General features: G+C 60.1%; 24 protein-coding genes. 14 read left to right on the top strand and 10 right to left on the bottom strand.

Features of this window, described 5'->3' with window-relative positions; translation table 11 throughout:
- Positions 1-5 precede the first annotated feature (5 nt).
- Entirely contained in the window at positions 6-257 is a 252-nt protein-coding gene (locus tag BZK31_RS20955) for a DUF1127 domain-containing protein (RefSeq protein ID WP_083185054.1), read from the bottom strand.
- Between the two features lie 175 nt (positions 258-432).
- Between BZK31_RS20955 and BZK31_RS20950 the strand changes: the two genes are divergently transcribed.
- Both BZK31_RS20950 and BZK31_RS20945 read left to right on the top strand, forming a co-directional pair.
- Entirely contained in the window at positions 433-1854 is a 1422-nt protein-coding gene (locus BZK31_RS20950; protein ID WP_083185053.1) for an aminotransferase-like domain-containing protein, read from the top strand.
- 71 nt (positions 1855-1925) lie between these two features.
- Complete coding sequence (locus BZK31_RS20945; protein WP_083185069.1) at positions 1926-3506, top strand: phospholipase D family protein; 1581 nt, start codon at positions 1926-1928, stop codon at positions 3504-3506.
- Here the strand turns inward: BZK31_RS20945 and BZK31_RS20940 are convergent.
- Positions 3503-4648 carry an MFS transporter gene (locus BZK31_RS20940; protein WP_083185052.1) on the bottom strand — a complete coding sequence of 382 codons (1146 nt, stop codon included), beginning with the start codon at positions 4646-4648 and terminating at the stop codon, positions 3503-3505. The genes BZK31_RS20945 and BZK31_RS20940 overlap by 4 nt on opposite strands.
- Positions 4649-4823: 175 nt before the next feature.
- Positions 4824-6317, bottom strand: coding sequence for an aldehyde dehydrogenase (locus tag BZK31_RS20935; RefSeq protein ID WP_083185050.1), 1494 nt, complete (start codon positions 6315-6317; stop codon positions 4824-4826).
- A 239-nt stretch (positions 6318-6556) separates the two neighbouring features.
- Between BZK31_RS20935 and BZK31_RS20930 the strand changes: the two genes are divergently transcribed.
- Both BZK31_RS20930 and BZK31_RS20925 read left to right on the top strand, forming a co-directional pair.
- Entirely contained in the window at positions 6557-6928 is a 372-nt protein-coding gene (locus BZK31_RS20930; RefSeq protein WP_083185048.1) for a cupin domain-containing protein, read from the top strand.
- A gap of 72 nt (positions 6929-7000) precedes the next feature.
- Complete coding sequence (locus BZK31_RS20925; RefSeq protein WP_083185046.1) at positions 7001-7201, top strand: hypothetical protein; 201 nt, start codon at positions 7001-7003, stop codon at positions 7199-7201.
- Between the two features lie 122 nt (positions 7202-7323).
- Here BZK31_RS20925 and rpmG read toward each other — a convergent pair whose 3' ends face one another.
- Both rpmG and rpmB read right to left on the bottom strand, forming a co-directional pair.
- Positions 7324-7479 (bottom strand): 50S ribosomal protein L33, encoded by a 156-nt coding sequence (gene rpmG, locus BZK31_RS20920; RefSeq protein WP_004887154.1) that lies wholly within the window; start codon positions 7477-7479, stop codon positions 7324-7326.
- A gap of 11 nt (positions 7480-7490) precedes the next feature.
- The gene (gene rpmB / locus BZK31_RS20915) at positions 7491-7724 is read right to left on the bottom strand and encodes a 50S ribosomal protein L28 (protein WP_002551514.1); all 234 of its coding nucleotides are present in this window, start codon (positions 7722-7724) and stop codon (positions 7491-7493) included.
- A gap of 364 nt (positions 7725-8088) precedes the next feature.
- On the opposite strand from rpmB, the gene BZK31_RS20910 reads away from it, so the two are divergent.
- On the top strand, positions 8089-9675 hold the full coding sequence (locus BZK31_RS20910) for an ABC transporter substrate-binding protein (protein ID WP_083185044.1): 1587 nt from the start codon (positions 8089-8091) through the stop codon (positions 9673-9675).
- Between the two features lie 137 nt (positions 9676-9812).
- Here BZK31_RS20910 and radC read toward each other — a convergent pair whose 3' ends face one another.
- Positions 9813-10487: a RadC family protein gene (gene radC, locus BZK31_RS20905; RefSeq protein WP_083185042.1), complete on the bottom strand. Its 675-nt coding sequence runs from the start codon at positions 10485-10487 to the stop codon at positions 9813-9815.
- A 133-nt stretch (positions 10488-10620) separates the two neighbouring features.
- Here radC and coaBC point away from each other — a divergent pair, with 133 nt between their 5' ends.
- Genes coaBC through argB form a run of 4 tightly spaced genes read left to right on the top strand, consistent with a single transcriptional unit; the run spans position 10621 to position 15865 of the window.
- On the top strand, positions 10621-11829 hold the full coding sequence (gene coaBC / locus BZK31_RS20900; protein WP_083185040.1) for a bifunctional phosphopantothenoylcysteine decarboxylase/phosphopantothenate--cysteine ligase CoaBC: 1209 nt from the start codon (positions 10621-10623) through the stop codon (positions 11827-11829).
- 6 nt (positions 11830-11835) lie between these two features.
- On the top strand, positions 11836-12291 hold the full coding sequence (dut, locus tag BZK31_RS20895; RefSeq protein WP_083185035.1) for a dUTP diphosphatase: 456 nt from the start codon (positions 11836-11838) through the stop codon (positions 12289-12291).
- Between the two features lie 54 nt (positions 12292-12345).
- On the top strand, positions 12346-14931 hold the full coding sequence (locus BZK31_RS30400; RefSeq protein ID WP_341865300.1) for a phosphomannomutase/phosphoglucomutase: 2586 nt from the start codon (positions 12346-12348) through the stop codon (positions 14929-14931).
- 28 nt (positions 14932-14959) lie between these two features.
- Positions 14960-15865 carry an acetylglutamate kinase gene (gene argB / locus BZK31_RS20885; RefSeq protein ID WP_083185034.1) on the top strand — a complete coding sequence of 302 codons (906 nt, stop codon included), beginning with the start codon at positions 14960-14962 and terminating at the stop codon, positions 15863-15865.
- A gap of 63 nt (positions 15866-15928) precedes the next feature.
- Here argB and BZK31_RS20880 read toward each other — a convergent pair whose 3' ends face one another.
- Together BZK31_RS20880 and pyrE are read right to left on the bottom strand one after the other, a co-directional pair.
- Entirely contained in the window at positions 15929-16486 is a 558-nt protein-coding gene (locus BZK31_RS20880; protein ID WP_167378070.1) for a DUF4124 domain-containing protein, read from the bottom strand.
- A 73-nt stretch (positions 16487-16559) separates the two neighbouring features.
- A complete protein-coding gene (pyrE, locus tag BZK31_RS20875) occupies positions 16560-17201 on the bottom strand; it encodes an orotate phosphoribosyltransferase (RefSeq protein ID WP_083185030.1) in 642 nt (213 codons plus the stop codon).
- Positions 17202-17282: 81 nt separating this feature from the next.
- Between pyrE and BZK31_RS20870 the strand changes: the two genes are divergently transcribed.
- Positions 17283-18062 (top strand): exodeoxyribonuclease III, encoded by a 780-nt coding sequence (locus BZK31_RS20870; protein ID WP_002551505.1) that lies wholly within the window; start codon positions 17283-17285, stop codon positions 18060-18062.
- Between the two features lie 69 nt (positions 18063-18131).
- Here the strand turns inward: BZK31_RS20870 and BZK31_RS20865 are convergent, their stop codons facing one another.
- Together BZK31_RS20865 and rph are read right to left on the bottom strand one after the other, a co-directional pair.
- Positions 18132-18500, bottom strand: coding sequence for a DUF4870 domain-containing protein (locus BZK31_RS20865; RefSeq protein WP_083185028.1), 369 nt, complete (start codon positions 18498-18500; stop codon positions 18132-18134).
- An 18-nt stretch (positions 18501-18518) separates the two neighbouring features.
- A complete protein-coding gene (gene rph, locus BZK31_RS20860) occupies positions 18519-19241 on the bottom strand; it encodes a ribonuclease PH (protein WP_003313989.1) in 723 nt (240 codons plus the stop codon).
- Positions 19242-19547: 306 nt separating this feature from the next.
- Here rph and BZK31_RS20855 point away from each other — a divergent pair, with 306 nt between their 5' ends.
- The 4 genes from BZK31_RS20855 to BZK31_RS20840 all read left to right on the top strand — a co-directional run.
- On the top strand, positions 19548-20411 hold the full coding sequence (locus BZK31_RS20855; protein WP_083185026.1) for a YicC/YloC family endoribonuclease: 864 nt from the start codon (positions 19548-19550) through the stop codon (positions 20409-20411).
- 13 nt (positions 20412-20424) lie between these two features.
- Entirely contained in the window at positions 20425-21045 is a 621-nt protein-coding gene (gene gmk / locus BZK31_RS20850) for a guanylate kinase (RefSeq protein ID WP_083185025.1), read from the top strand.
- 147 nt (positions 21046-21192) lie between these two features.
- On the top strand, positions 21193-21456 hold the full coding sequence (rpoZ, locus tag BZK31_RS20845; RefSeq protein WP_004887180.1) for a DNA-directed RNA polymerase subunit omega: 264 nt from the start codon (positions 21193-21195) through the stop codon (positions 21454-21456).
- 60 nt (positions 21457-21516) lie between these two features.
- Positions 21517-23436, top strand: a 1920-nt coding sequence (locus BZK31_RS20840) for a RelA/SpoT family protein (protein WP_083185023.1), incomplete at its 3' end; no start/stop codon positions are given.

Below are 23436 nucleotides of genomic sequence, written 5' to 3'. Positions count from 1 at the left end.
CCGCGTCAGGTTCTCCAGAACGCCTTCATCCCTTCCGAACGCGCCTGTTGGAAATCGATGCCGATGTCCCGAAGCTGATCGTCAGTCAGTTCCAGCAGCGCACGGCGGGAAGCCCAGCGATGACGGTACAGCGCCCAGCGGCTCATGCCTTTCGGCGCGCACACCGGGGCGATGTGAACGGCCTTGCTCGCAGTCGGCCGGGACTCTTGCAATTCCTGGCTGTGAAACGCTAATCGTACGTCGCTGAACCCATTCATCGCTGGTTCCTCCATCCTGGTGGGTGTGAGCCCATGATGAAGCGAGTTACCAAAGCATTACAGATTCAAAAACCCTTTATATTTTCCATACAGATCATTCAAATCGCTGCCTGAATGCTGTATTTTCGCTGCATCTGTATTGTTCTTCCCCGCTTCACCTACCCGAGCATGCGCCATGACGCTTTACGTCAACCTTGCCGAGCTACTAGGCTCGCGGATCGAAAAAGGTTTTTACCGACCCGGCGACCGCCTGCCTTCCGTGCGCGCACTCAGCGTCGAGCATGGGGTCAGTCTGAGCACCGTCCAACAAGCCTATCGGGTGCTGGAAGACAGCGGGCTGGCAACGCCCCGCCCCAAATCCGGCTATTTCGTCTCGGCCAGTCGCCAGGCTCCGGCGCTTCCGGCGGTAGGTCGGCCGGTTCAGCGGCCGGTGGATATCTCGCAGTGGGATCAGGTGCTGGACCTGATCCGGGTATCGCCGATGGAAGCGGTCACCCAACTGGGACGCGGCATGCCGGACGTGACCGGTCCGACGTTGAAACCGTTGATGCGCGCATTGAGCCAGTTGAGCCGCCATCAGGACATGCCCGGTCTGTATTACGACAATATCTACGGCGTCCATACACTGCGTGAACAGATCGCGCGTCTACTGCTCGATTCCGGCTGCAACCTGACCGCCAACGATCTGGTCATCACCACCGGTTGCCACGAAGCACTGTCGGCCAGCGTTCGCGCCATCTGCGCGCCGGGAGACATTGTGGCCGTGGATTCGCCCAGTTTTTTCGGTGCCATGCAAACGCTCAAAGGCCTGGGCATGAAGGCCATGGAAATCCCGACCGATCCGCTGACCGGCATCAGCCTGGAAGCGCTGGAGCTCGCGCTGGAGCAGTGGCCGATCAAGGCTATTCAGCTGACACCCAGCTGCAATAACCCGCTGGGCTACGTCATGCCCGAAGCGCGCAAGCGGGCGCTGCTGACACTGGCGCAACGCTTTGACGTGGCGATCATCGAAGACGATGTGTATGGCGATCTGGCCTACACCTACCCTCGCCCGCGCACCATCAAGTCCTTCGACGAAGACGGTCGCGTGCTGCTGTGCAGTTCGTTCTCCAAGACGCTGGCCCCGGGCCTTCGGATCGGCTGGGTCGCACCGGGCCGGTATCTGGAGCGGGTTCTGCACATGAAATACATCAGCACCGGATCCACCGCGCCGCAGCCGCAACTGGCGATTGCCGACTTCATCGAGGGCGGCCACTACGAGCCGCACCTGCGCCGCATGCGCACACAGTACCAGCGCAGCCGTGACGTGATGATCGACTGGGTGATGCGCTATTTCCCGGACGGCACGCGGGTCAGTCGCCCGCAAGGCAGCTTCATGCTGTGGGTGGAACTGGCCGAAGATTTCGACACCCTGCGCCTCAATCGCGCGTTGCTGAGCAAGGGCGTACAGATCGCGGTGGGCAGTATCTTTTCCGCCTCGGGCAAGTACCGCAACTGCATGCGCATGAACTACGCTGCCAGACCGACACCGGAAATCGAGCGTGCGGTGCGCATCGTGGGCGAGACGATTGCGCACTTGATTGCGCAAACTGACTGACCCTGGCAAATCTTTCCCGGTTTCGGCGGTCTTATCGCCAAGTCGAACCCAGCCTGATGGTGAATATCAATTTGAAGCACTCATGGACCTTGCCCTTCTCCTTGCTGGTTGCGCTGTGCGTCAGCGGTTGCGCACATCAAGCCCCGCTCGGTGAGCCAAGCCAGGCCGTGCCGTCTTCGGAATCCGCCTTCGGCCGCTCGATCCAGGCCATGGCACTGCCTCATGAAGGGCGTTCGGGCTTTCGTCTGCTGCCCGACAGCAGTGACGCTTTCAAGGCCCGCGCCGAACTGATCCGCAACGCCAAAACCAGCCTCGATCTGCAGTACTACATCGTCCACGACGGCTTGAGCACTCGCGCTTTGATCGACGAGCTGCTCAACGCGGCCGACCGTGGCGTTCGCGTGCGCATCCTGCTCGATGACACCACCAGCGACGGCCTGGATCAGGCCATTGCCACCCTCGCCGCGCACCCGAACATTCAGATTCGTCTGTTCAATCCGCAAAACCTGGGGCGCGAAACCGGCATCACGCGCAGCCTGGGGCGGCTGATGAACCTGTCACGCCAGCATCGGCGCATGCACAACAAGCTATGGCTGGCGGACAACAGCGTGGCGATCGTCGGCGGTCGCAACCTGGGTGACGAATACTTCGATGCCGAGCCCAACCTGAACTTCACCGACATCGACATGTTGAGCGTCGGGCCGGTCGCCGAGCAGCTTGGGCACAGCTTCGATCAGTACTGGAACAGCACGCTGAGCAAGCCCATCGACGACTTCATGTATTTTCTGCCGGACACGCAGGACCTGGCCGAGGCCCGGCAACGGCTTGCGATCTCGCTGGAGCAGGCGCACCAGCAGCACAAGGCTCTGTATGAAAGACTGATGGCCTACAAGACCGAACCGCGCATGAAGACCTGGCTGAACGAACTGGTCTGGGCCTGGAACCAGGCGCTGTGGGATGCACCGACCAAAGTGCTGGCCCAGGGCGAGCCGGATCCGCACCTGTTGCTGACCACGCAACTGGCCCCGGAATTGTTGAAGACCAGTAAGGAGTTGATGCTGATCTCAGCGTACTTCGTGCCGGGTCAGGAAGGGCTGCTGTACCTCACCGGTCGCGCCGACGCGGGGGTCAACGTCAGCCTGCTGACCAACTCGCTGGAAGCCACGGACGTGCCTGCGGTACATGGCGGTTACGCGCCTTATCGCAAGGCGCTGCTGGAGCACGGCGTCAAGCTGTTCGAACTGCGCCGTCAGCCGGGCGACACCGAAACCATGCGCGGCAGCGGACCGCACCTGTTCAGAAAAAGCCAGTCGCTGGTCAGCTCCGAATCCAGTCTGCACAGCAAGGCGATGATCTTCGACCGTCAGAAAGTCTTCGTCGGCTCATTCAACTTCGACCCGCGTTCGGTCCTGTGGAACACCGAAGTCGGGGTGCTGGTCGACAGCCCGCAGTTGGCCGAGGAACTGCGTGAACTGACACTGCAAGGCATGGCGCCTTCGCTGACCTACGAAGCCAGGCTTCAGGACGGCAAGGTGGTCTGGGTTACCGAGGACAACGGCGTGATCCATACGCTGACCACCGAGCCGGGTGACTGGTGGCGCCGCTTCAACGCCTGGATGAGTAAAGCGATTGGCCTGGAGCGGATGCTCTAGGCCTGCACCGCGCTGACGCCGAACGCACCGCGCCTTGTGGTCAGAATCAGCAAACCGAACGCACCAGCCGCCATCAGTAGCGGCAAGGCGTCGATGCTGACCCATTGACTGCCCGCACCCGCCGCCAGAGGTCCGAGCAGGCAGCCAATACCCCACAATTGCGCAACATGCGCGTTGGCACGAACCAGCGCGTCATCACGGTACCGCTCACCGATCAGAATCAGCGACAGGGTGAACAGGCCACCGGCGCTTGCCCCGAACAGCACCCACAGCGGCCAGATGATCACGGTATCGACCAGCAGCGGAATCGCCAGACTCGACACCATCAGCGCAGCCGCACAGCCGGTGAACAGCGTGCGGCGTGAAATGCGATCGGCCAGCAGGCCGATCGGCAACTGCAGCACGGCATCGCCGACCACCACCGCACTGACCATCATCAGCGCAACCTCGGGCGTGAAGCCATGACGGATGCAGTAGATCGGTAGCAGCGTCAGGATCAACGCCTCGAATGCAGCGAACAGCGCCACCGCTCCGGCGATGGCCGGCATCCCGCGACAGAAGCCAAGCAGATCGGCAAAACTCACGCTGCTGGATTGCGTCGACGGCGCGCCGCTTCGACCCAGCAGCAATAAAGGCGAACAGGTCATCAACAGCACGCCGATCCAGAAACCATAATCGGCTTCGGTACCGATCGCGCCCAACAACAGCGGCCCGGCCAACTGACTCAAGGCGTAGGTGCTGCCGTACAACGCGACCAGCCGACCGCGCAGACGCTCGATCACCAACTGGTTGATCCAGCTTTCGCCGAGCACGAAGACGATCGTCAGAATCATGCCCAACATCAGGCGCAACACCAGCCAGACCGGGTAGTAAGGCAACAACGCCAACGCGCCCACCGAAACGGCCCCGCCCCACAAACACAGTCGCATCAGATTGGCCGTTCCGAGCCGTGAAGCCAGCGCACTCGCCACGCCTGCCCCGACCAGTACACCCACCGCAGGCATGGCCGCCATCACACCGATGGCGAACGTGCCATAACCCCAGTCCGCGAGCCTGAGCGAGACCAGCGGCATGCTGACGCCAATGGCCAGCCCGACACTGAGGATCGAGGCCAGAACGGCAAAATAAGTACCCCAACGCATGTCCGTGTTCCTGCGGGTTAACGATTGAATCTGATTCCGGTAGTGCAGACGCCGGAACGCGGAGCGTCACCGGGTGCATTTCCACGCGGCGCATGGAAACGATCAGTATGAGGGCTGAATGGGCCTGAAGCGGTCATGCGCCCCCGCACAGGTCGGGGGCGCTTGAGGGGACGACTTACAACTTGATCCAGGTGGACTTGAGCTCAGTGTACTTGTCGAACGCGTGCAGCGACTTGTCGCGGCCGTTGCCCGATTGTTTGAAGCCCCCGAACGGCGCAGTCATGTCGCCGCCATCGTACTGATTGATCCACACGCTACCGGCACGCAATGCCTTGGCCGTCAGATGCGCCTTGGAGAGGTTGGCGGTCCAGACGGCAGCTGCCAGCCCGTACTGCGTGTCGTTGGCGATTTGAATGGCTTCTTCGGCAGTGTCGAAGGTCAGCACCGACAGCACCGGCCCGAAGATTTCTTCCTGAGCGATTCTCATCGCATTGTTCACGCCATCGAAAATGGTCGGCTCGACGTAGGTGCCGCCTGTTTCCTGCAACACACGCTTGCCGCCAGCGACCAGCCTGGCACCGTCGGCATGACCGGCTTCGATGTAGGACAACACGGTGTCCATTTGCTGAGTATCGACCAGCGCGCCCACGTTGGTGGCCGGGTCCAGCGGATTACCGGCCTTCCAGCCTTTGAGCGCTTCGATGACCAGCGGCAGAAAGCGATCCTTGATCGAACGCTCGACGAGCAGGCGCGATCCTGCGGTGCAGACTTCACCCTGGTTGAAGGCAATGGCGCTGGCAGCAGCATGGGCCGCGGCTTCCAGATCGGGCGCATCGGCGAACACGATATTCGGGCTCTTGCCGCCCGCTTCGAGCCAGACGCGCTTCATGTTCGACTCGCCCGCGTACACCATCAGTTGCTTGGCAATTTTGGTCGAACCGGTAAACACCACGGTGTCCACATCCATGTGCAACGCCAGAGCCTTGCCGACGGTGTGGCCGTAGCCCGGCAATACGTTGAGCACGCCTGCGGGAATGCCCGCCTCGATGGCCAGTTGTGCAATACGAATGGCGGTCAACGGGGATTTTTCCGAAGGCTTGAGGACCACCGAGTTACCGGTCGACAACGCAGGCCCCAGCTTCCAGCAGGCCATCATCAGCGGGAAGTTCCACGGCACGATGGCAGCGACCACGCCGACCGGCTCACGCGTCACGAGGCCCAACTGGTCATGCGGCGTGGCGGCCACCTCGTCGTACAGTTTGTCGATCGCTTCACCGCTCCAGCTCAACGCGCCAGCGGAAGCGGGAATGTCGATACCAAACGAGTCGCCGATTGGCTTGCCCATGTCCAGCGTCTCGAGCAGGGCCAGTTCTTCGGCATTCTGCTTGAGCAGACCGGCGAAGCGGATCATGGCCGCTTTGCGCTTGGCAGGAGCAAGACGTGACCAGGTGCCGGAGTTGAAAACGCTACGTGCACTTTCGACAGCGCGCTGGGCGTCGGCGGCGTCGCAGCTGGCGACTTTGGCGAGCATGCGGCCGTCGACCGGGCTGATGCAGTCGAAGGTCTCGCCGGAAGCGGCGGCGGTGTATTCACCCTGGATAAAAGCGCGGCCTTCGATTTTCAGGTCCAGGGCACGCTTTTCCCAGTCGGCACGAGTCAGGGTGGTCATGCGGATGTCCTCCTCTTGTTCAATGGGCGTGTGTCATGATTGATTAAAGACACAATTCAGAATTTCAGGGCAGCCGCCACCCTAAACCAGCCGGGTGGCAAATCCAATATATTTGACACAAGTGACGCCTGACGCGCCCATTTGTTGATTTTATTAAACAGTCAATTGCGCCAGCCGGGCACTATTGCCTACCGCACTCGTCGAAATCCTTATCACATCAGCCGAGGGGACCGCCCAACATGAGCATCGAAAGCATTGTCGACTTCAGCGAAGCCAGCACCGCCGCCGAGCACTATCGCCCGGCACCGGAAAAAATCTTCAAAGGCGATCCGCAGCAGACAATCTACAACCACTACAACAGCCCCTGCGGACAGATGAGCGCAGGCGTGTGGAATGGCGAACCCGGGCAATGGCAGGTCAGCTACACTGAGCATGAGTACTGCGAAATCGTACAGGGAGTTTCGGTATTGCGCGATGAACAGGGTCACGCCAAAACGCTGCGCGCCGGTGACCGGTTCGTGATTCCGGCGGGGTTCAAGGGCACCTGGGAAGTGCTCGAAGCATGCCGTAAGATTTACGTGGTGTTCGAGGCCAAGGATACAACTATGTAACGCAGGACGCCGTTTCGATTCAGCGAATCTGCAGGCGTCCAATCCGGACATCATTCATAAAGGACTATGAACATGACCAACGAAGAGATCACCCAAACCCTTCACTATCTGATCGGCAGCCGCTATGTACCGACCGTCAAGGCCTACATCGGCGAACTGACCGGGCGTGACCGCATCGTAGGCCCGAATGAGCCAACGACCCTGGAAATCGATCAGAAGCGCGTCAACGTCGTAACGGAAGACGGGGTTGTGTCGCGCTTCAGCTTCGGCTGACCGAACTGCCCTGTAACCGGCGCCCAGTGCATTGCACCGGGCGTTTTTGCATTTGCCCAGGTAAATGACAGGCACAAAAAAACCCGCTGAAAGGCGGGCTTTTTTGCAGGAGACAGAATCAATTACTTGATTTTGCCTTCTTTGTACATCACGTGCTTGCGTACAACCGGATCGAATTTTTTGATTTCGATTTTATCCGGAGTAGTACGTTTGTTCTTGTCGGTGGTGTAGAAATGGCCTGTACCAGCGCTCGACACCAAACGGATCAATTCACGCATGATTCTCTCCCTTAAATTTTGCCGTCGCGACGCAGTTCAGCGAGCACAACTTCGATGCCACGCTTGTCGATGATACGCATGCCTTTAGCAGATACGCGCAGACGAACAAAACGCTTCTCGCCTTCAACCCAGAAGCGGTGATGCTGCAGGTTTGGCAGGAAACGACGACGGGTTTTGTTGTTTGCGTGGGAAATGTTATTCCCGGTTACCGGACCCTTACCGGTAACTTGACAGACTCTCGACATGCCTCAGCCCTCTAAAACCACATGCCCAACCCGGCATGGGTTGGCCGCTTAATCTCTCAGTCATTTGGCGCCAGGCGCCGCGTTTCTTTAAGGGTCTTACCGGCTACACCTACAGTGAAGGAACCGGGCCCCTAGAAAAGAGCGCTGCTTTATACCAGAAAGCCTTGCGCTCAACAACAGGCAATGCACTCTACAGCAAATGACCGGGCTCTGCGCGACGGCTGAATCAAGCCATGCAGGGGGCGCTGCCGAATTGACCGCTCGTCGCTCTGTGGCGATTGTTCTGCGCCAGCACATGGTCTAGGGTTAGTCCCTCACCAGACTGCGCCGGCAGATGGGGCCCTTTCTGAACAGGAATAACGCCATGCGCCTTGCTGCACTCCCCTTTTTGCTTGTCCCGTTGTTGCTCCCGATTGCCGCTCAGGCAACCAGCCTTGCGGTTTGCACCGAAGCCAGCCCGGAGGGCTTCGACGTGGTGCAATACAATTCGCTGACCACCACCAACGCCTCGGCCGATGTGCTCATGAACCGCCTGGTGGATTTCGATGCCCAGAGCGGCAAACTGGTGCCCAGCCTTGCGCAAAGCTGGAGCGTGTCAGACGACGGCCTGACCTACACCTTCAAGCTGCGCTCTGGTGTGAAGTTTCACACCACCGACTACTTCACGCCCACTCGCGAATTGAACGCCGATGACGTGCTGTTCAGTTTCCAGCGCATGCTCGACCCGCAAAACCCATGGCACAAGGTTGCCCAGAGTGGCTTCCCGCATGCGCAGTCCATGCAGTTGCCTGCGCTGATCAAAGGCATCGATGCACCTGATGCGCATACGGTCAGGTTCACCCTCAATCGCGCCGACTCAACATTTCTCGCGACACTGAGCATGGGCTTCGCCTCGATCTACTCGGCCGAGTACACCGCGCAATTGCTGAAAGCCGGTACACCGGAAAAACTCAACAGCCAGCCCATCGGCACCGGCCCGTTCGTGTTCAAGCGCTTCCAGAAGGACGCTGTGGTGCGTTACGAAGCGTTCAAGGACTACTTCGCGGGCAAGTCCGACATCGACACGCTGGTGTACGCCATTACCCCGGACGCCAATGTGCGTTTACAGAAGATCCGCCAGGACGAATGCCAGATCGCCCTCTCGCCCAAGCCACTGGATATCCAGGCGGCCAGCAAGGACGCATCGTTGAAGGTCGAAAAGACCGAGGCCTTCATGACGGCCTTCGTGGCAATCAACAGCCAGCATCCACCGTTCGACAAACCAGAAGTGCGTCAGGCGGTGAACCTGGCGTTCGACAAGGCCAACTATCTGAAGGCCGTGTTCGAAGGCACTGCCGAAACTGCCAACGGCCCTTACCCGCCCAACACCTGGAGTTTCGCCAAGGACCTGCCCGGCTATCCACATGACGTCACCAAAGCCAAGGCACTGCTGGCCAAAGCGGGCCTGAAAGATGGCTTCAAAACTACGATCTGGACACGTCCTTCCGGCAGCCTGCTGAACCCGAATCCGAGCCTCGGCGCGCAGTTGCTACAGGCTGATTTGAAGCAGATCGGCATTGATGCCGAGATCAAGGTCATAGAATGGGGCGAGCTGATTCGTCGCGCCAAGGCAGGCGAGCATGACCTGCTGTTCATGGGCTGGGCGGGCGACAATGGCGATCCGGATAACTTCCTGACACCTCAGTTTTCCTGCGCGGCCGTACAGTCGGGCACCAACTTCGCCCGCTATTGCGACAAGACCCTGGACAAGCTGATCAGCGACGGTAAATCCACCCCTGACCAGGCCGAGCGCAGCAAGCTCTATCACCAGGCACAGACGCACATCCAGCAACAGGCCCTGTGGATCCCCCTCGCCCACCCGACCGCTGCCACCCTGGTGCGCAAGGACGTGACGGGCTATCAGGTAAGCCCGTTCGGCCGGCAGGATTTTTATAAGGTGCAAGTGAAGTAAGAGCCGGTCAGACCGTCTTCGTGGACAAGTCCACTCCCACAAGCGAGTCATCCTGATCTGCACCCCAAAAGTTGGACACCCATCTGACTTCTTGGGGTCAGATCATCCCGTGGGATCGGACTTGTCCGCGAAGGCCGTTACATCAACCCCCGCTCCACCATCGACAACGGCTCGCCGTCGCCGACGATCACGTGATCCAGCACCTGAACATCGATCAGCAGCAAGGCCTCCTTGAGGCGGCGGGTCAGGTCGATGTCGGAGCGGCTGGGGTCGGTGATCCCGGAGGGGTGGTTATGGCACAGAATCAGGCTCGCGGCATTGTGGGCCATGGCGCGCTTCACCACTTGCCGGGGATGCACGTAGGCCGAGTTGATCGTGCCGCGAAACAGTATTTCGAAGGTCATGACCCGATGTTTGTTATCCAGAAACAGGCAGCCAAACACTTCATGCGGCTCATGACGCAGTAACGCCTTGAGGTAGTTGCGAACCTGGAGGGGGCTTTCCAGAGCGGAATCACGGCGCAACGATTCAGCCATATGACGACGCGCCATTTCCATTACGGCCTGTAACTGGGCGAACTTTGCAGGCCCCAGACCCAGTTGCGCGGTGAAATCATCCAGACTTGCATCCAGTAACGGTCTGAGCCCGCCAAACTGATTCAATAGATGACGAGCCAGGTCTACAGCGCTTTTTCCGGCCACGCCGGTACGTAAAAAGATGGCCAGCAACTCGGCATCGGACAGGCTGCCCGCGCCCAACTCCAACAAACGTTCCCGTGGGCGTTCGGCCGTGGGCCAACTGCGAATACTCATAGCACTTCCCTGTGGTTGAGCACCTGTTCCGGTGCGGTCGCTGTGCTATCTTAGCCCATCTTTTTTGCGCGACGATCTGGCCTGGGGAGGCGTCCTGGCCGTCGCGTCAACACTTGACCAAAAAGGCAGGCCTATGCAGCGGCTGTATCGAAAACGCATCGTTCTGGGCGTCGGCGGCGGCATCGCAGCCTACAAGAGCGCCGAGCTGGTTCGCCGGTTGCGCGACCAGGGTGCGGAAGTCCGTGTCGTCATGACACGCGGCGGGGCCGAGTTCATCACGCCCCTGACCATGCAGGCGCTTTCTGGCCATCCTGTGCACCTGGACCTTCTCGACCCGGCCGCCGAAGCGGCCATGGGGCATATTGAACTGGCCAAATGGGCTGATCTGATCCTGATCGCACCGGCGACTGCCGACCTGATCGCCCGGCTCGCTCAGGGCATCGCCAACGATCTGTTGACCACTATCGTGCTGGCCACCGACGCAACCGTCGCCATCGCTCCGGCGATGAACCAGGCCATGTGGCGCGATGCGTCGGTGCGGGCCAACACCCGCTTGCTGGAAGACCGCGATTTCCGCGTATTCGGCCCGGCCTCCGGCAGCCAGGCCTGCGGCGATGTAGGCTACGGACGTATGCTCGAACCCGACGATCTGGCCCAGTGCGCCGCCGACTGCTTCCAGCGTCTGAGCCTGACCGGCAGGCATGTGCTGATCACCGCCGGGCCGACTCAGGAAAACATCGACCCGGTGCGTTACATCACCAACCACAGCTCCGGCAAGATGGGTTTTGCGCTGGCTGAAGCCGCTGTGGAGGCAGGCGCACGCGTCACACTGATCACCGGCCCGGTCAATCTGCCTACGCCGGATCGCGTCTCGCGTATCGATGTGGTCAGTGCCCGCGACATGCTGGCGGCCTGCGAGGCGGCGATCCCGTGCGACCTGTTCATCGCCTCGGCAGCCGTGGCGGACTACCGTCCGGAAGTCATCGCGCCTCACAAACTCAAGAAAGACCCTACAAACGGCGACGGTCTGTTGCTGCAGATGGTCCGTAACCCGGACATTCTGGCCACCATCGCTACGCGCCCGGACCGTCCTTTCAGTGTCGGCTTCGCCGCCGAGACCGAGCACCTTCTCGACTATGCTGCACGCAAGCTCAAGGATAAGAACCTCGACCTGATCGTTGCCAATGACGTGGCCAACCCCAGCATTGGTTTCAACAGCGAAGAGAATGCCTGCAGCGTGATCGATCGAGCGTTGCACGCAACGCTATTCGCCCAGACCAGCAAGGCCAAGATTGCCCGCCAGCTGATCACTTTTATCGCCGACCGCATGAATCAGGTTTAACTACGAATGCACGCTCTACAAGCCAAGATCCTCGACCCTCGCATTGGCAACGAATTTCCGCTCCCGGCCTACGCCACTGTCGGCTCCGCCGGCCTGGACCTGCGCGCCATGCTCAAGGAGGACACCGTTCTCGAGCCTGGCCAGACCGTGCTGATACCGACGGGCCTGTCGATCTACATCGGCGATCCAGGACTGGCCGCCATGATCCTTCCACGCTCCGGCCTGGGCCACAAACATGGCATCGTGCTAGGTAATCTGGTCGGCCTGATCGACTCCGATTATCAGGGCGAACTGATGGTGTCCTGCTGGAACCGTGGCCAGACGGCATTCAACATCTCGATTGGCGAACGCATCGCACAACTGGTGCTCGTCCCCGTGGTACAGGCGCACTTCGAGCTGGTTGAAGAATTTGACGAAAGCCAACGCGGCGCAGGCGGTTTCGGACACTCCGGCAGTCACTGACCGCCCACCGGATCGTCGTTATCGGTTCAAGGAATGAAGCGTGGGGAGAGGTCGTTGAAAGGCAGTCAGCACAGCGCGTCAAAGCAACCCGTATCGGCCGCCTACCCGCTGCCCGCTGCGAGTTTTCAGGCTTTATCCCCCGGCCTCATTCCCGCCGCGATCGGGCTGGTCATCGCCATGGTTATCGCCTGGCTGGGCGTCGCCAACAGCCCGCAGCAGCAGGACCAACTGACCCAGGCCTGGGGCAGCAGCCAAGCCCAGGCGGTCAATCTGGCGTTGAAGCAGATCAATGCCGACACCCAGGCAGCGGCATCAAGTCCGCTGCTGGTGCAAGCACTGCAACGCAACGACAGCTCCGCGCTGATGGCCGCGCAGAACGGCCTGACACGCTGGGACGGTCTGGCAGGTGCACGCCTGAACCCCAACGGCCTTGCCGACGTGGATGGGAGCGGCTCGTTGCCGGTGACCTACGCCACCCTCGACATGCTCAACAAGGCTGCGCGAGGCGAAGCTGTCGCCCCCGAAGCCCGCAGGACCGGCGAGCGCTGGCTGATCTACAGCGCAGCGCCGGTACGCATTGACCCGACTCAGCCTGTCAATGGCACGCTGCTGCTGGCCTTCGATCCGCAACGCCTGCTCAACGCGCTGCCAGTAATGCCCGACGACGCCGGGCAGGTGGTGCTGAGTCAGCAGTTCGGCAACGGTCCGGTGCAGACCTTTCTCCAGCGCGGGCACGCCGAAGGCGGCAAGCCACAGAGTTTCGACACTGGCTATTCCGGCTGGAAGCTTGAGTTCACGCCGGGTCCGGCATCAAAAAGTTCGTCTTCGCTGCTGTTTCTGCTACTGGCGGTACTCGTCGCCGTAGCGGCTGTAATACTTGGCCTGTACCTCAATGAACGGGCTTTGCAGCGGTTGATTTGTGCTGACGCTCGTCAGCTGGATCAGTTGCTTCAAGAACTCTCGAGCGGAAAAGCCGTCAAACCGTTCGGTTTGAGCCTTCCAGCCCTTGGCGGTCTGGCTCAGGCACTGGCTCGTGTTTCGCTTCGTGGCCACTCCCAGACTACCCCTGCGCTGGTCACGAACAAGGAAACCGCTGCACACCTGACGACAGGCAGCGCGTCGCCCTCAGTCGCTGCTCCGGGCACCGATTGGACAGACCCGCTGTTCCAAGATACCGACATTCTCGATATCGACCTTCTCGACGAAAACCAGGACTTCCTGAGATCGGAGCATCCCATCGCTATGAACAGCCCAGCATCCGTGGCACCCCAACTTCCTGACACCATTTTCCGCGCCTACGACATTCGTGGCGTCGTCGGGGACACCCTCAGCGCTGAGACCGCTTACTGGATCGGTCGCGCCATCGGCTCCGAAAGCCTTGCGCAGAACGAACCCAACGTCAGCGTTGGCCGCGATGGCCGTCTTTCCGGCCCCGAGCTGGTTGAACAACTGATTCAAGGTCTGCACGACAGTGGCTGCCACGTCAGCGATGTCGGCCTGGTGCCGACACCTGCACTGTATTACGCCGCCAACGTGCTCGCGGGCAAGACCGGCGTCATGCTGACCGGCAGCCACAACCCGAAGGACTACAACGGCTTCAAGATCGTCATTGCGGGCGACACGCTCGCCAACGAGCAGATTCAGGCACTGCACGAACGCATCAAGACCAACAACCTGACTTCGCAGAAAGGCAGCATCACCAAGGTCAACATCCTCGATCGCTACTTCAAGCAGATCAAGGACGACATCGTCATGGCCCGCAAGCTCAAGGTGGTGGTCGATTGCGGCAACGGCGCGGCAGGCGTGATTGCTCCGCAATTGATCGAGGCGCTGGGCTGCGAAGTGATTTCCCTGTTCGCCGAAGTGGACGGCAACTTCCCGAATCACCACCCGGATCCGGGCAAGCTGGAAAACCTTGAAGACCTGATTGCCAAGGTCAACGAAACCGGCGCAGACCTGGGCCTGGCGTTCGACGGTGACGGCGACCGCGTAGGCGTGGTGACCAACAAGGGCAACGTGGTCTATCCAGACCGCCTGCTGATGCTGTTCGCGCTGGACGTGCTCAAGCGCAATCCGGGTGCCGATATCATTTTCGACGTGAAATGCACGCGCCGCCTGACGCCGCTGATCAGCGAGCACGGCGGTCGTCCGGTCATGTGGAAAACCGGTCACTCGCTGATCAAGAAAGAAATGAAGAAAAGCGGTGCATTGCTCGCTGGCGAAATGAGCGGCCACATTTTCTTCAAAGAGCGCTGGTTCGGTTTCGACGACGGCATCTACAGCGCGGCGCGCCTGCTGGAAATCCTCAGTCAGGAATCGGCCTCCGCCGAAGACCTGTTCGAGACCTTCCCGAACGACATTTCGACGCCTGAGATCAACATCAAGGTGACGGACGTCACGAAGTTCAGCATCATCGAAGCCCTTGAAAAAGACGCCCAGTGGGGCGACGCCAAACTGACCAGCATCGACGGAGTCCGCGTAGACTATCCGAAAGGCTGGGGCCTGGTGCGTGCGTCCAATACCACGCCGGTGTTGGTGCTGCGTTTCGAAGCCGAAACCGAAGCCGAGTTGCAACGTATCAAGGACGTGTTCCACGCCGAGCTCAAGAAAGTTGCGCCGGACCTCGATCTTCCTTTTTGATTGCTTTCCCTTTTGACTGGAGCCCTGAATGACCCTCGAACGTGATGCCGCCTCTAATGTAGCCAAGGTCCTTTCCGAAGCGCTGCCTTACATTCGCCGCTTTGTCGGCAAGACGCTGGTTATCAAGTACGGCGGCAACGCCATGGAAAGCGAAGAGCTCAAAACCGGCTTCGCCCGCGACATCGTGTTGATGAAGGCAGTTGGCATCAACCCGGTGGTGGTCCATGGCGGAGGGCCACAGATCGGTGACCTGCTCAAGCGTCTGTCGATCGAAAGCCACTTCATCGACGGCATGCGCGTCACCGATGCCCAGACCATGGACGTGGTGGAAATGGTTCTGGGTGGCCAGGTCAACAAGGACATCGTCAATCTGATCAACCGTCACGGCGGCAGCGCCATCGGTCTGACTGGCAAGGATGCGGAGCTGATTCGTGCGAAAAAGCTGACCGTCACGCGCCAGACGCCGGAGATGACCAAACCTGAAATCATCGACATCGGCCATGTGGGCGAAGTGGTCGGCATCAACACCGACCTGCTCAACATGCTGGTCAAGGGGGATTTCATTCCGGTCATCGCGCCAATTGGCGTCGGCGCCGATGGTGAGTCCTACAACATCAACGCCGACCTGGTGGCAGGCAAGGTTGCCGAGGCCCTCAAGGCCGAGAAACTGATGCTGCTGACCAACATCGCGGGGTTGATGGACAAGCAAGGCCAGGTCCTGACCGGTCTGACTACCGAGCAAGTGAACACACTGATCGCCGACGGCACGATCTACGGCGGCATGCTGCCCAAGATCAAATGTGCGCTGGAAGCGGTGCAGGGTGGCGTGACCACCTCGCACATCATCGATGGTCGTGTTCCGAACGCTGTGTTGCTGGAAATTTTCACCGACACCGGCGTAGGTACCCTGATCAGTAACCGCAAGCGCTACTGATCACTCGATGAACAAAGGCCCCGGCAGCAGACGCTGACGGGGCCTTTCTTTTTGCGTTTTCGCCTACTGAGTCAGTTGCTGCACACGTGTCCGATCCGCGGCAAAACCCGCCTCGGCCTTGGCACGCATGGCCTGGTAGCCTTCGATGTCGGACTGCAGTTTCTGCTGCTGATTACGCAGGTCGTCCAGTTGATCGATGATCGCCTGCGGGACCGGACGCCCGGCGCGCTCCTGATCGGCCGCCTGCCCTTGAAGGCTGCGCTGCTGAGCGGAAAGCCCCTGTATATTGCCTTGAGCCACACCGATCAGCGTGTCCAGCTCGGCCAGTTTGCGAGCCTTGACCCTGTCCACTTCGTCGACACTGCTGTACAGCCCCAACAGTTTGGCGTTGGCCTCGGATTGAGCCTTGTCGGCTTCGACCTGACGAATCTGTTCGGCGGTCGGCGCAGGCGCTACCACTTGCACCACGCGGCCATGGGTATTGAGCACTTCATAGCCCTTGGCGACGTATTCCGGCGGTACACCCAGACGGTCAATGACCGTTACGCCACGGTTGTCGACGTAACGATAGAGACGCAGCTCGGGCACGTCGGCTGCCTGAATCAGTGATGATGACAGCATGCCCAGACAGAGCAACGTCGCGCTCGAAGCGCGCGTGAGCGCCTGGCCTGGTAAACGCCGCCAGGAGTGCATGTCAGATTCCGTACTGCGCACGATAGGCTTCGACGGCAGGCAGATGCTGCTTGAGCTGCGGGTCGTCGGCCAGGAACTCGAGCACCTGATTCAGCGAGACAATGCTCACCACCGGAATGCCGAAGTCGCGCTCGACTTCCTGAATCGCCGACAACTCACCGTTGCCGCGCTCCTGACGGTTCAATGCAATCAGCACGCCCGCCGCCTTGGCATCCTGGGCACTGATGATCTGCATCACTTCACGAATGGCAGTGCCTGCGGTGATCACGTCGTCGATGATCAGCACGTCGCCAGCCAGCGGTGCGCCGACCAGACTGCCACCTTCACCGTGATCCTTGGCTTCCTTGCGGTTGAAGCACCAGGGCAGATCACAGTTGTGATGTTCGGCCAGAGCCACGGCCGTCGCGGCCGCCAGAGGAATGCCTTTGTACGCAGGCCCGAACAGAACGTCGAAGGAAATACCGCTCTCGACCACCGCAGCGGCATAGAAACGCCCGAGCTGCGCAAGTGCCGAACCGCTGTTGAACAGGCCGGCATTGAAGAAGTAAGGGCTGGTGCGTCCGGACTTGAGAGTGAACTCACCGAAGCGCAGCACGCCGCGATCGATGGCAAAACGAATGAAATCGCGTTGATACGCTTGCATGAAAAAGTCCCTGAAAGCACGGATTTAGCTAATTGGGTAGAGCTCGGGTATCATACACGCACGTGATTTTTGGGGCCATTTATGCGGATCATCAGTGTGAACGTAAATGGCATTCAGGCTGCGGTCGAGCGTGGTTTGCTCAGCTGGCTGCAAGCTCAGAATGCCGACGTCATCTGCTTACAGGACACCCGCGCCTCCACCTTTGAACTGGATGATCCAGCTTTTCAGCTGGATGGCTACTTCCTCTATGCCTGCGAAGCCGAAGTACCTGCCCAGGGCGGTGTGGCGCTTTATTCGCGGTTGCAACCGAAGGCGGTGATCAGCGGCCTCGGCTTCGAGACAGCCGACCGTTACGGGCGTTACCTGCAAGCAGATTTCGACAAGGTCAGTATCGCAACCCTGCTCTTCCCGTCCGGGATGAACGGCGATGAGGACCTGAATCAGAAATTCAAACTCATGGACGATTTCGGCAAATACATGGACAAGCAGCGCCGTAAGCGCCGCGAGTACATCTATTGCGGATCGCTCTATGTCGCGCAGCAGAAGCTCGACATCAAGAACTGGCGTGACAGCCAGCAGTCGCCTGGCTTCCTGGCGCCCGAGCGGGCCTGGATGGACGAGATCGTCGGCACCATGGGTTATGTCGATGCCCTGCGCGAAGTCAGCCGCGAAGGCGATCAGTACAGCTGGTGGCCGGACAACGAGCAGGCCGAGATGCTGAATCTGGGCTGGCGCTTCGACTACCAGATCCTGACGCCGGGTCTGCGCCGTTTCGTGCGCAGCGCCCGTCTGCCACGCCAGCCGCGCTTCTCGCAGCACGCGCCGCTGATCGTGGATTACGACTGGACCCTGACTATCTGATCGTCAGGCGGCACCCGAACACGAAAAAGCCGACTTGAAGTCGGCTTTTTGTGTTGCTCGCGATTCGGTCTATTTCAGCAGGCGCCAGGTGAATGGATAGCGATAATCCACGCCCTCATTGGCCTTCACGCCCGCGATGATGGTCAGCACCAGAGCGCCGAGCCCCACCAGCATCAATAGCGCGAAACCAATGACCACAACCACCAGCAGGATACTGACCGTGGCCGCAATCGCGACCGTGATCTGAAAATTCAGCGCTTCCTTGCCCTGCGCATCGATGAACGGGTCGCTATCCTTCTTCATCTGCCAAAGGATCAACGGCCCGAGCAGGTTGCCGAACGGAAAAAGCACTCCCAGGAACGCAGACAAGTGACAGAACATCGCCCACTGACGGGCACTTTGAGCCGGTTTATGCAAGGGTTGCTGGCTGTCACTCATGGTCACGCTCCGGAGCTATCAGTCGGCCAGTGCGGCACGCTGCAATTCGAACAGTTCGGTCATGCCTTTCTGCGCCAGTGCCAGCATCGCATTCAGCTCTTCAGGCTGGAAAGGCGCGCCTTCAGCGGTGCCCTGCACTTCGATGAAGCCGCCTGCACTGGTCATGACCACGTTCAGGTCGGTCTCGGCAGCGGAGTCTTCCAGGTAGTCCAGATCGAGCACCGGCTCACCCTGATACATGCCGACCGAGACCGCAGCGATCATCTGCTTGAGCGGATCACCGCCCTTCAGGCCGCCGCGCTTTTTGATCACTTTCAAAGCATCGGCCAGAGCAACCATCGCGCCAGTGATGGACGCGGTGCGGGTGCCGCCATCAGCCTGAATGACATCACAATCGACGTAAAGCGTGACGTCGCCCAGTTTGGACATGTCCAGCGCGGCGCGCAGCGAACGGCCAATCAGGCGCTGGATTTCCAGGGTGCGGCCGCCCTGCTTGCCACGGCTGGCTTCACGTTGATTACGCTCGCCGGTCGCACGCGGCAACATGCCGTATTCGGCGGTCAACCAGCCTTGGCCCTGCCCTTTGAGGAAGCGCGGTACGCCATTCTCGACGCTGACGGTGCAGATCACCTTGGTGTCACCGAACTCGACCAGCACAGAACCCTCGGCGTGTTTGGTGTAGTTGCGGGTGATGCGGATCGAGCGGAGCTGATCGGCGGCGCGACCACTTGGACGTTTCATCTGGGATACCTGTACTGAGACGGAAAACTGCCGAGCATTATAGAGGCCATAGTCCAGGCTGGGCATCTCTAAAAGTCGGACGCGCACGGCCGTCTGACTTGAAAGGCTCTGAAACAGGGCTTTGGGACGCCATTTGGCCCGGTAAAAAATGTCTTGCACGGTTTGTCACACTGACCGATTGGGAGCCTGCGTCGCACTGCGCTACAATCCTGCGCCTTTGCAGCCTGTCGGCTTTCACGACATCCATGGCAGCAGCCCGACATGCAGGCGGGCTCGACCGCCCGGACTGAATCAAGAGGTATTCCCATGGTGCACAGCATGACTGCCTTTGCCCGAGTAGAACGGGCCGGTGCCCAGGGCACTCTGAGCTGGGAGCTGCGCTCGGTCAATCATCGTTACCTTGAGCCGCACTTGCGTCTGCCGGAGTCGTTCCGCGATCTGGAGGGTGCGATTCGCGAAGCGCTGCGTCAGGGCCTGTCGCGTGGCAAGGTCGAATGCACCCTGCGCTTCGTCGAGGAGACCGCAGGCAAACCGCTGCAGGTGGATCGCGAACGCGCCAGCCAGCTGATCGCCGCCGCCGAATCCGTTGCCGGCCTGATCAAGCAGCCCGCACCGCTGAACCCCCTCGAAGTGCTGGCCTGGCCTGGCGTACTGGTGGCCGACGCCAGCGATCCGCAGGTGCTGAACAACGAGGCGCTGGCCCTGTTCAACCAGGCACTGGGCGAGTTGAAAAGCGGCCGCGGCCGTGAAGGCGCCGATCTGGCAAAACTTCTCGACGAACGGCTGACCTCCATCACCGAAGAAGTCGCCACCCTGCGCACGCTGGTGCCGCAGATGCTCGCCACCCAGCGCCAGAAGGTGCTGGATCGCTTCACCGACATGAAAGCCGAGCTGGATCCGCAGCGTCTGGAACAGGAAATGGTCCTGCTCGCGCAGAAAAGCGATGTGGCGGAGGAGCTGGATCGTCTGAGCACCCACGTCACCGAAGTGCGTCGCGTCCTCAAAGCGGGTGGCCAGGCAGGTCGTCGACTCGACTTCCTGATGCAGGAACTGAATCGCGAAGCAAACACATTGGGCTCCAAAGCCTTCGACCCACGCAGCACACAAGCGGCCGTCAACCTGAAAGTGTTGATCGAGCAAATGCGTGAACAAGTGCAGAATATTGAGTAAGGCTGAACCTGACATGACCCATAAATCCGGCACCCTGTACATCATTTCGGCACCCTCGGGCGCTGGCAAGACCAGCCTGGTCAATGCCCTGGTCAAGGCCGAGCCGCAGATCCGCGTTTCGGTGTCGCACACCACTCGTGCCAAGCGTCCGGGAGAAGAGCACGGGGTGAATTACCACTTCGTCGACCGTGCCGAATTCGTGCGCATGATCGAACACGGCGATTTCCTTGAGCAGGCCGAAGTGTTCGGCAATCTGTATGGCACCTCGCAAAGCCATTTGCAGCAGACGCTGGATGAAGGTCACGACCTGATTCTGGAAATCGACTGGCAAGGCGCTCAGCAGGTCCGTGCGCAAATGCCTCATGCACGCTCGATCTTCATCCTGCCACCGAGCCAGCAGGCCCTGCGTCAGCGTCTGACCAACCGAGGTCAGGACAGCGACGAAATCATTGAAACCCGTATGCGCGAGGCTGTAAGCGAGATGAGTCATTACGTGGAGTACGAGTACATCGTGGTCAACGACGACTTCGCCGGCGCACTGGAAGACCTGAAGTCCATTTTCCGCGCCAATCGCTTGACCCAGCAGCACCAACAAGAGCAATACAGCGAGCTTTTTCAGCAATTGCTGGCTTGATCGAGCGGTTTCAACGCGGCAGACTGCAGATTAAAAGCACACCGTCTGTGGCTTGCCGCTTGATGCCTGTAGCCGTCCGCTTGTAAACTACCGAGTCCGCTCGCCCATCCGGGCACCGCGCATACGCATTTGCTACGAGGAATACCCATGGCCCGCGTGACCGTTGAAGACTGCCTAGAACACGTCGATAACCGCTTCGAGCTGGTCATGCTCGCTACCAAGCGTTCGCGTCAACTCGCCACTGGCGGCAAAGAGCCGAAGCTGGCGTGGGAAAACGACAAGCCTACCGTTGTGGCCCTGCGTGAAATCGCTGCTGGCCTGATGGACTACGCCGTTATCGCAGAAGCCGAAATCGTTGAAGATGAACCATTGTTCGCAGCGTTCGAGGACGAGTCCAACGAGGCCGTCTAAGCCTATGCCGGGTCGACGTAGTACGGCGCAGGGTAAAAGCCATCGGCAGGGGGTAGCGCCTTGCCGAGCATAGACGCCCTCGCCGATAGACTGTCGGCCTACCTCGGCAAGGAACAGGTCAATCTGGTCCGCCGAGCGTATTTCTACGCCGAACAAGCCCACGACGGCCAACGCCGTCGCAGCGGCGAAGCGTATGTCACGCATCCCCTTGCCGTGGCGAATATCCTTGCCGACATGCACATGGACCATCAAAGCCTGATGGCCGCCATGCTGCATGACGTCATCGAAGACACCGGCATCGCCAAGGAAGCGCTCAGCGCACAATTTGGCGAAACCGTGGCCGAACTGGTCGACGGGGTCAGCAAACTGACCCAGATGAATTTCGAGACCAAGGCCGAAGCTCAGGCGGAAAACTTTCAGAAAATGGCCATGGCCATGGCACGCGACATTCGCGTGATCCTGGTCAAGCTCGCCGACCGCCTGCACAACATGCGCACGCTGGAAGTGCTGTCCGGCGAAAAGCGCCGCCGCATCGCCAAGGAAACCCTCGAGATCTACGCGCCCATCGCCAACCGCCTGGGCATGCACAGCGTTCGTATCGAATTCGAGGACCTGGGCTTCAAGGCCATGTACCCGATGCGTTCCTCGCGGATCAACCAGGCCGTCAAACGCGCCCGTGGCAACCGCAAGGAACTGGTCAACAAGATCGAAGAGTCCCTGAGCCACTGCCTGGCGGTGGACGGCATCGAAGGCGATGTCAGCGGGCGGCAGAAGCATCTGTACGGCATCTACAAGAAGATGCGCGGCAAGCGCCGGGCCTTCAACGAGATCATGGACGTTTACGCCTTCCGCATCATCGTGGACAAGGTCGACACCTGCTATCGCGTGCTGGGCGCTGTACACAATTTGTACAAACCTCTGCCGGGCCGCTTCAAGGATTACATCGCAATCCCCAAGGCCAATGGCTATCAGTCGCTGCACACCACGCTGTTCGGCATGCACGGCGTGCCCATCGAGATCCAGATCCGCACCCGCGAAATGGAAGAGATGGCCAACAACGGCATTGCCGCGCACTGGCTCTACAAGTCCAGCGACGACGAACAACCCAAGGGCACGCATGCCCGCGCCCGTCAGTGGGTCAAGGGTGTGCTGGAAATGCAGCAGCGTGCCGGCAACTCGCTGGAGTTCATCGAGAGCGTCAAGATCGACCTGTTCCCGGATGAGGTCTACGTCTTCACGCCCAAAGGCCGGATCATGGAGCTGCCCAAAGGCTCCACCGCCGTGGACTTCGCGTATGCGGTGCACACCGATGTCGGCAACAGCTGCATCGCCTGCCGCATCAACCGCCGACTGGCGCCACTGTCGGAACCGCTGCAGAGCGGCTCGACCGTCGAAATCGTCAGCGCGCCTGGCGCACGCCCCAACCCCGCGTGGCTGAACTTCGTCGTCACCGGCAAGGCGCGTACGCACATTCGTCACGCCCTGAAACTGCAACGTCGTTCCGAATCCATAAGCCTGGGCGAGCGACTGTTGAACAAAGTGCTCAACGGCTTTGAAAGCAGTCTTGACAAGATCCCTGCCGAGCGCATTCAGCTGGCGCTGAACGAATACCGTGTCGAGGTGCTGGAAGATCTGCTCGAAGACATTGGCCTTGGCAATCGCATGGCCTACGTCGTCGCCCGCCGCCTGCTGGGCGAAGGCGATCAGTTGCCCAGCCCGGAAGGACCGCTGGCGATTCGCGGCACCGAAGGCCTGGTGCTCAGCTACGCCAAGTGCTGCACGCCGATACCGGGCGACCCGATCGTGGGTCATTTGTCGGCAGGCAAAGGCATGGTCGTGCACCTGGACAACTGTCGCAACATCAGCGAAATCCGTCACAACCCGGAAAAATGCATCCAGCTGTCCTGGGCCAAGGATGTCACCGGCGAATTCAACGTCGAGCTGCGCGTCGAGCTGGAACACCAGCGCGGCCTGATCGCC

Origin of the sequence: Pseudomonas floridensis (genome assembly GCF_002087235.1) — a bacterium.
GTDB lineage: Bacteria > Pseudomonadota > Gammaproteobacteria > Pseudomonadales > Pseudomonadaceae > Aquipseudomonas > Aquipseudomonas floridensis.
The sequence above is the reverse complement of the archived record's forward strand: the minus strand, read 5'-3'. Positions and strand labels throughout refer to the sequence as shown.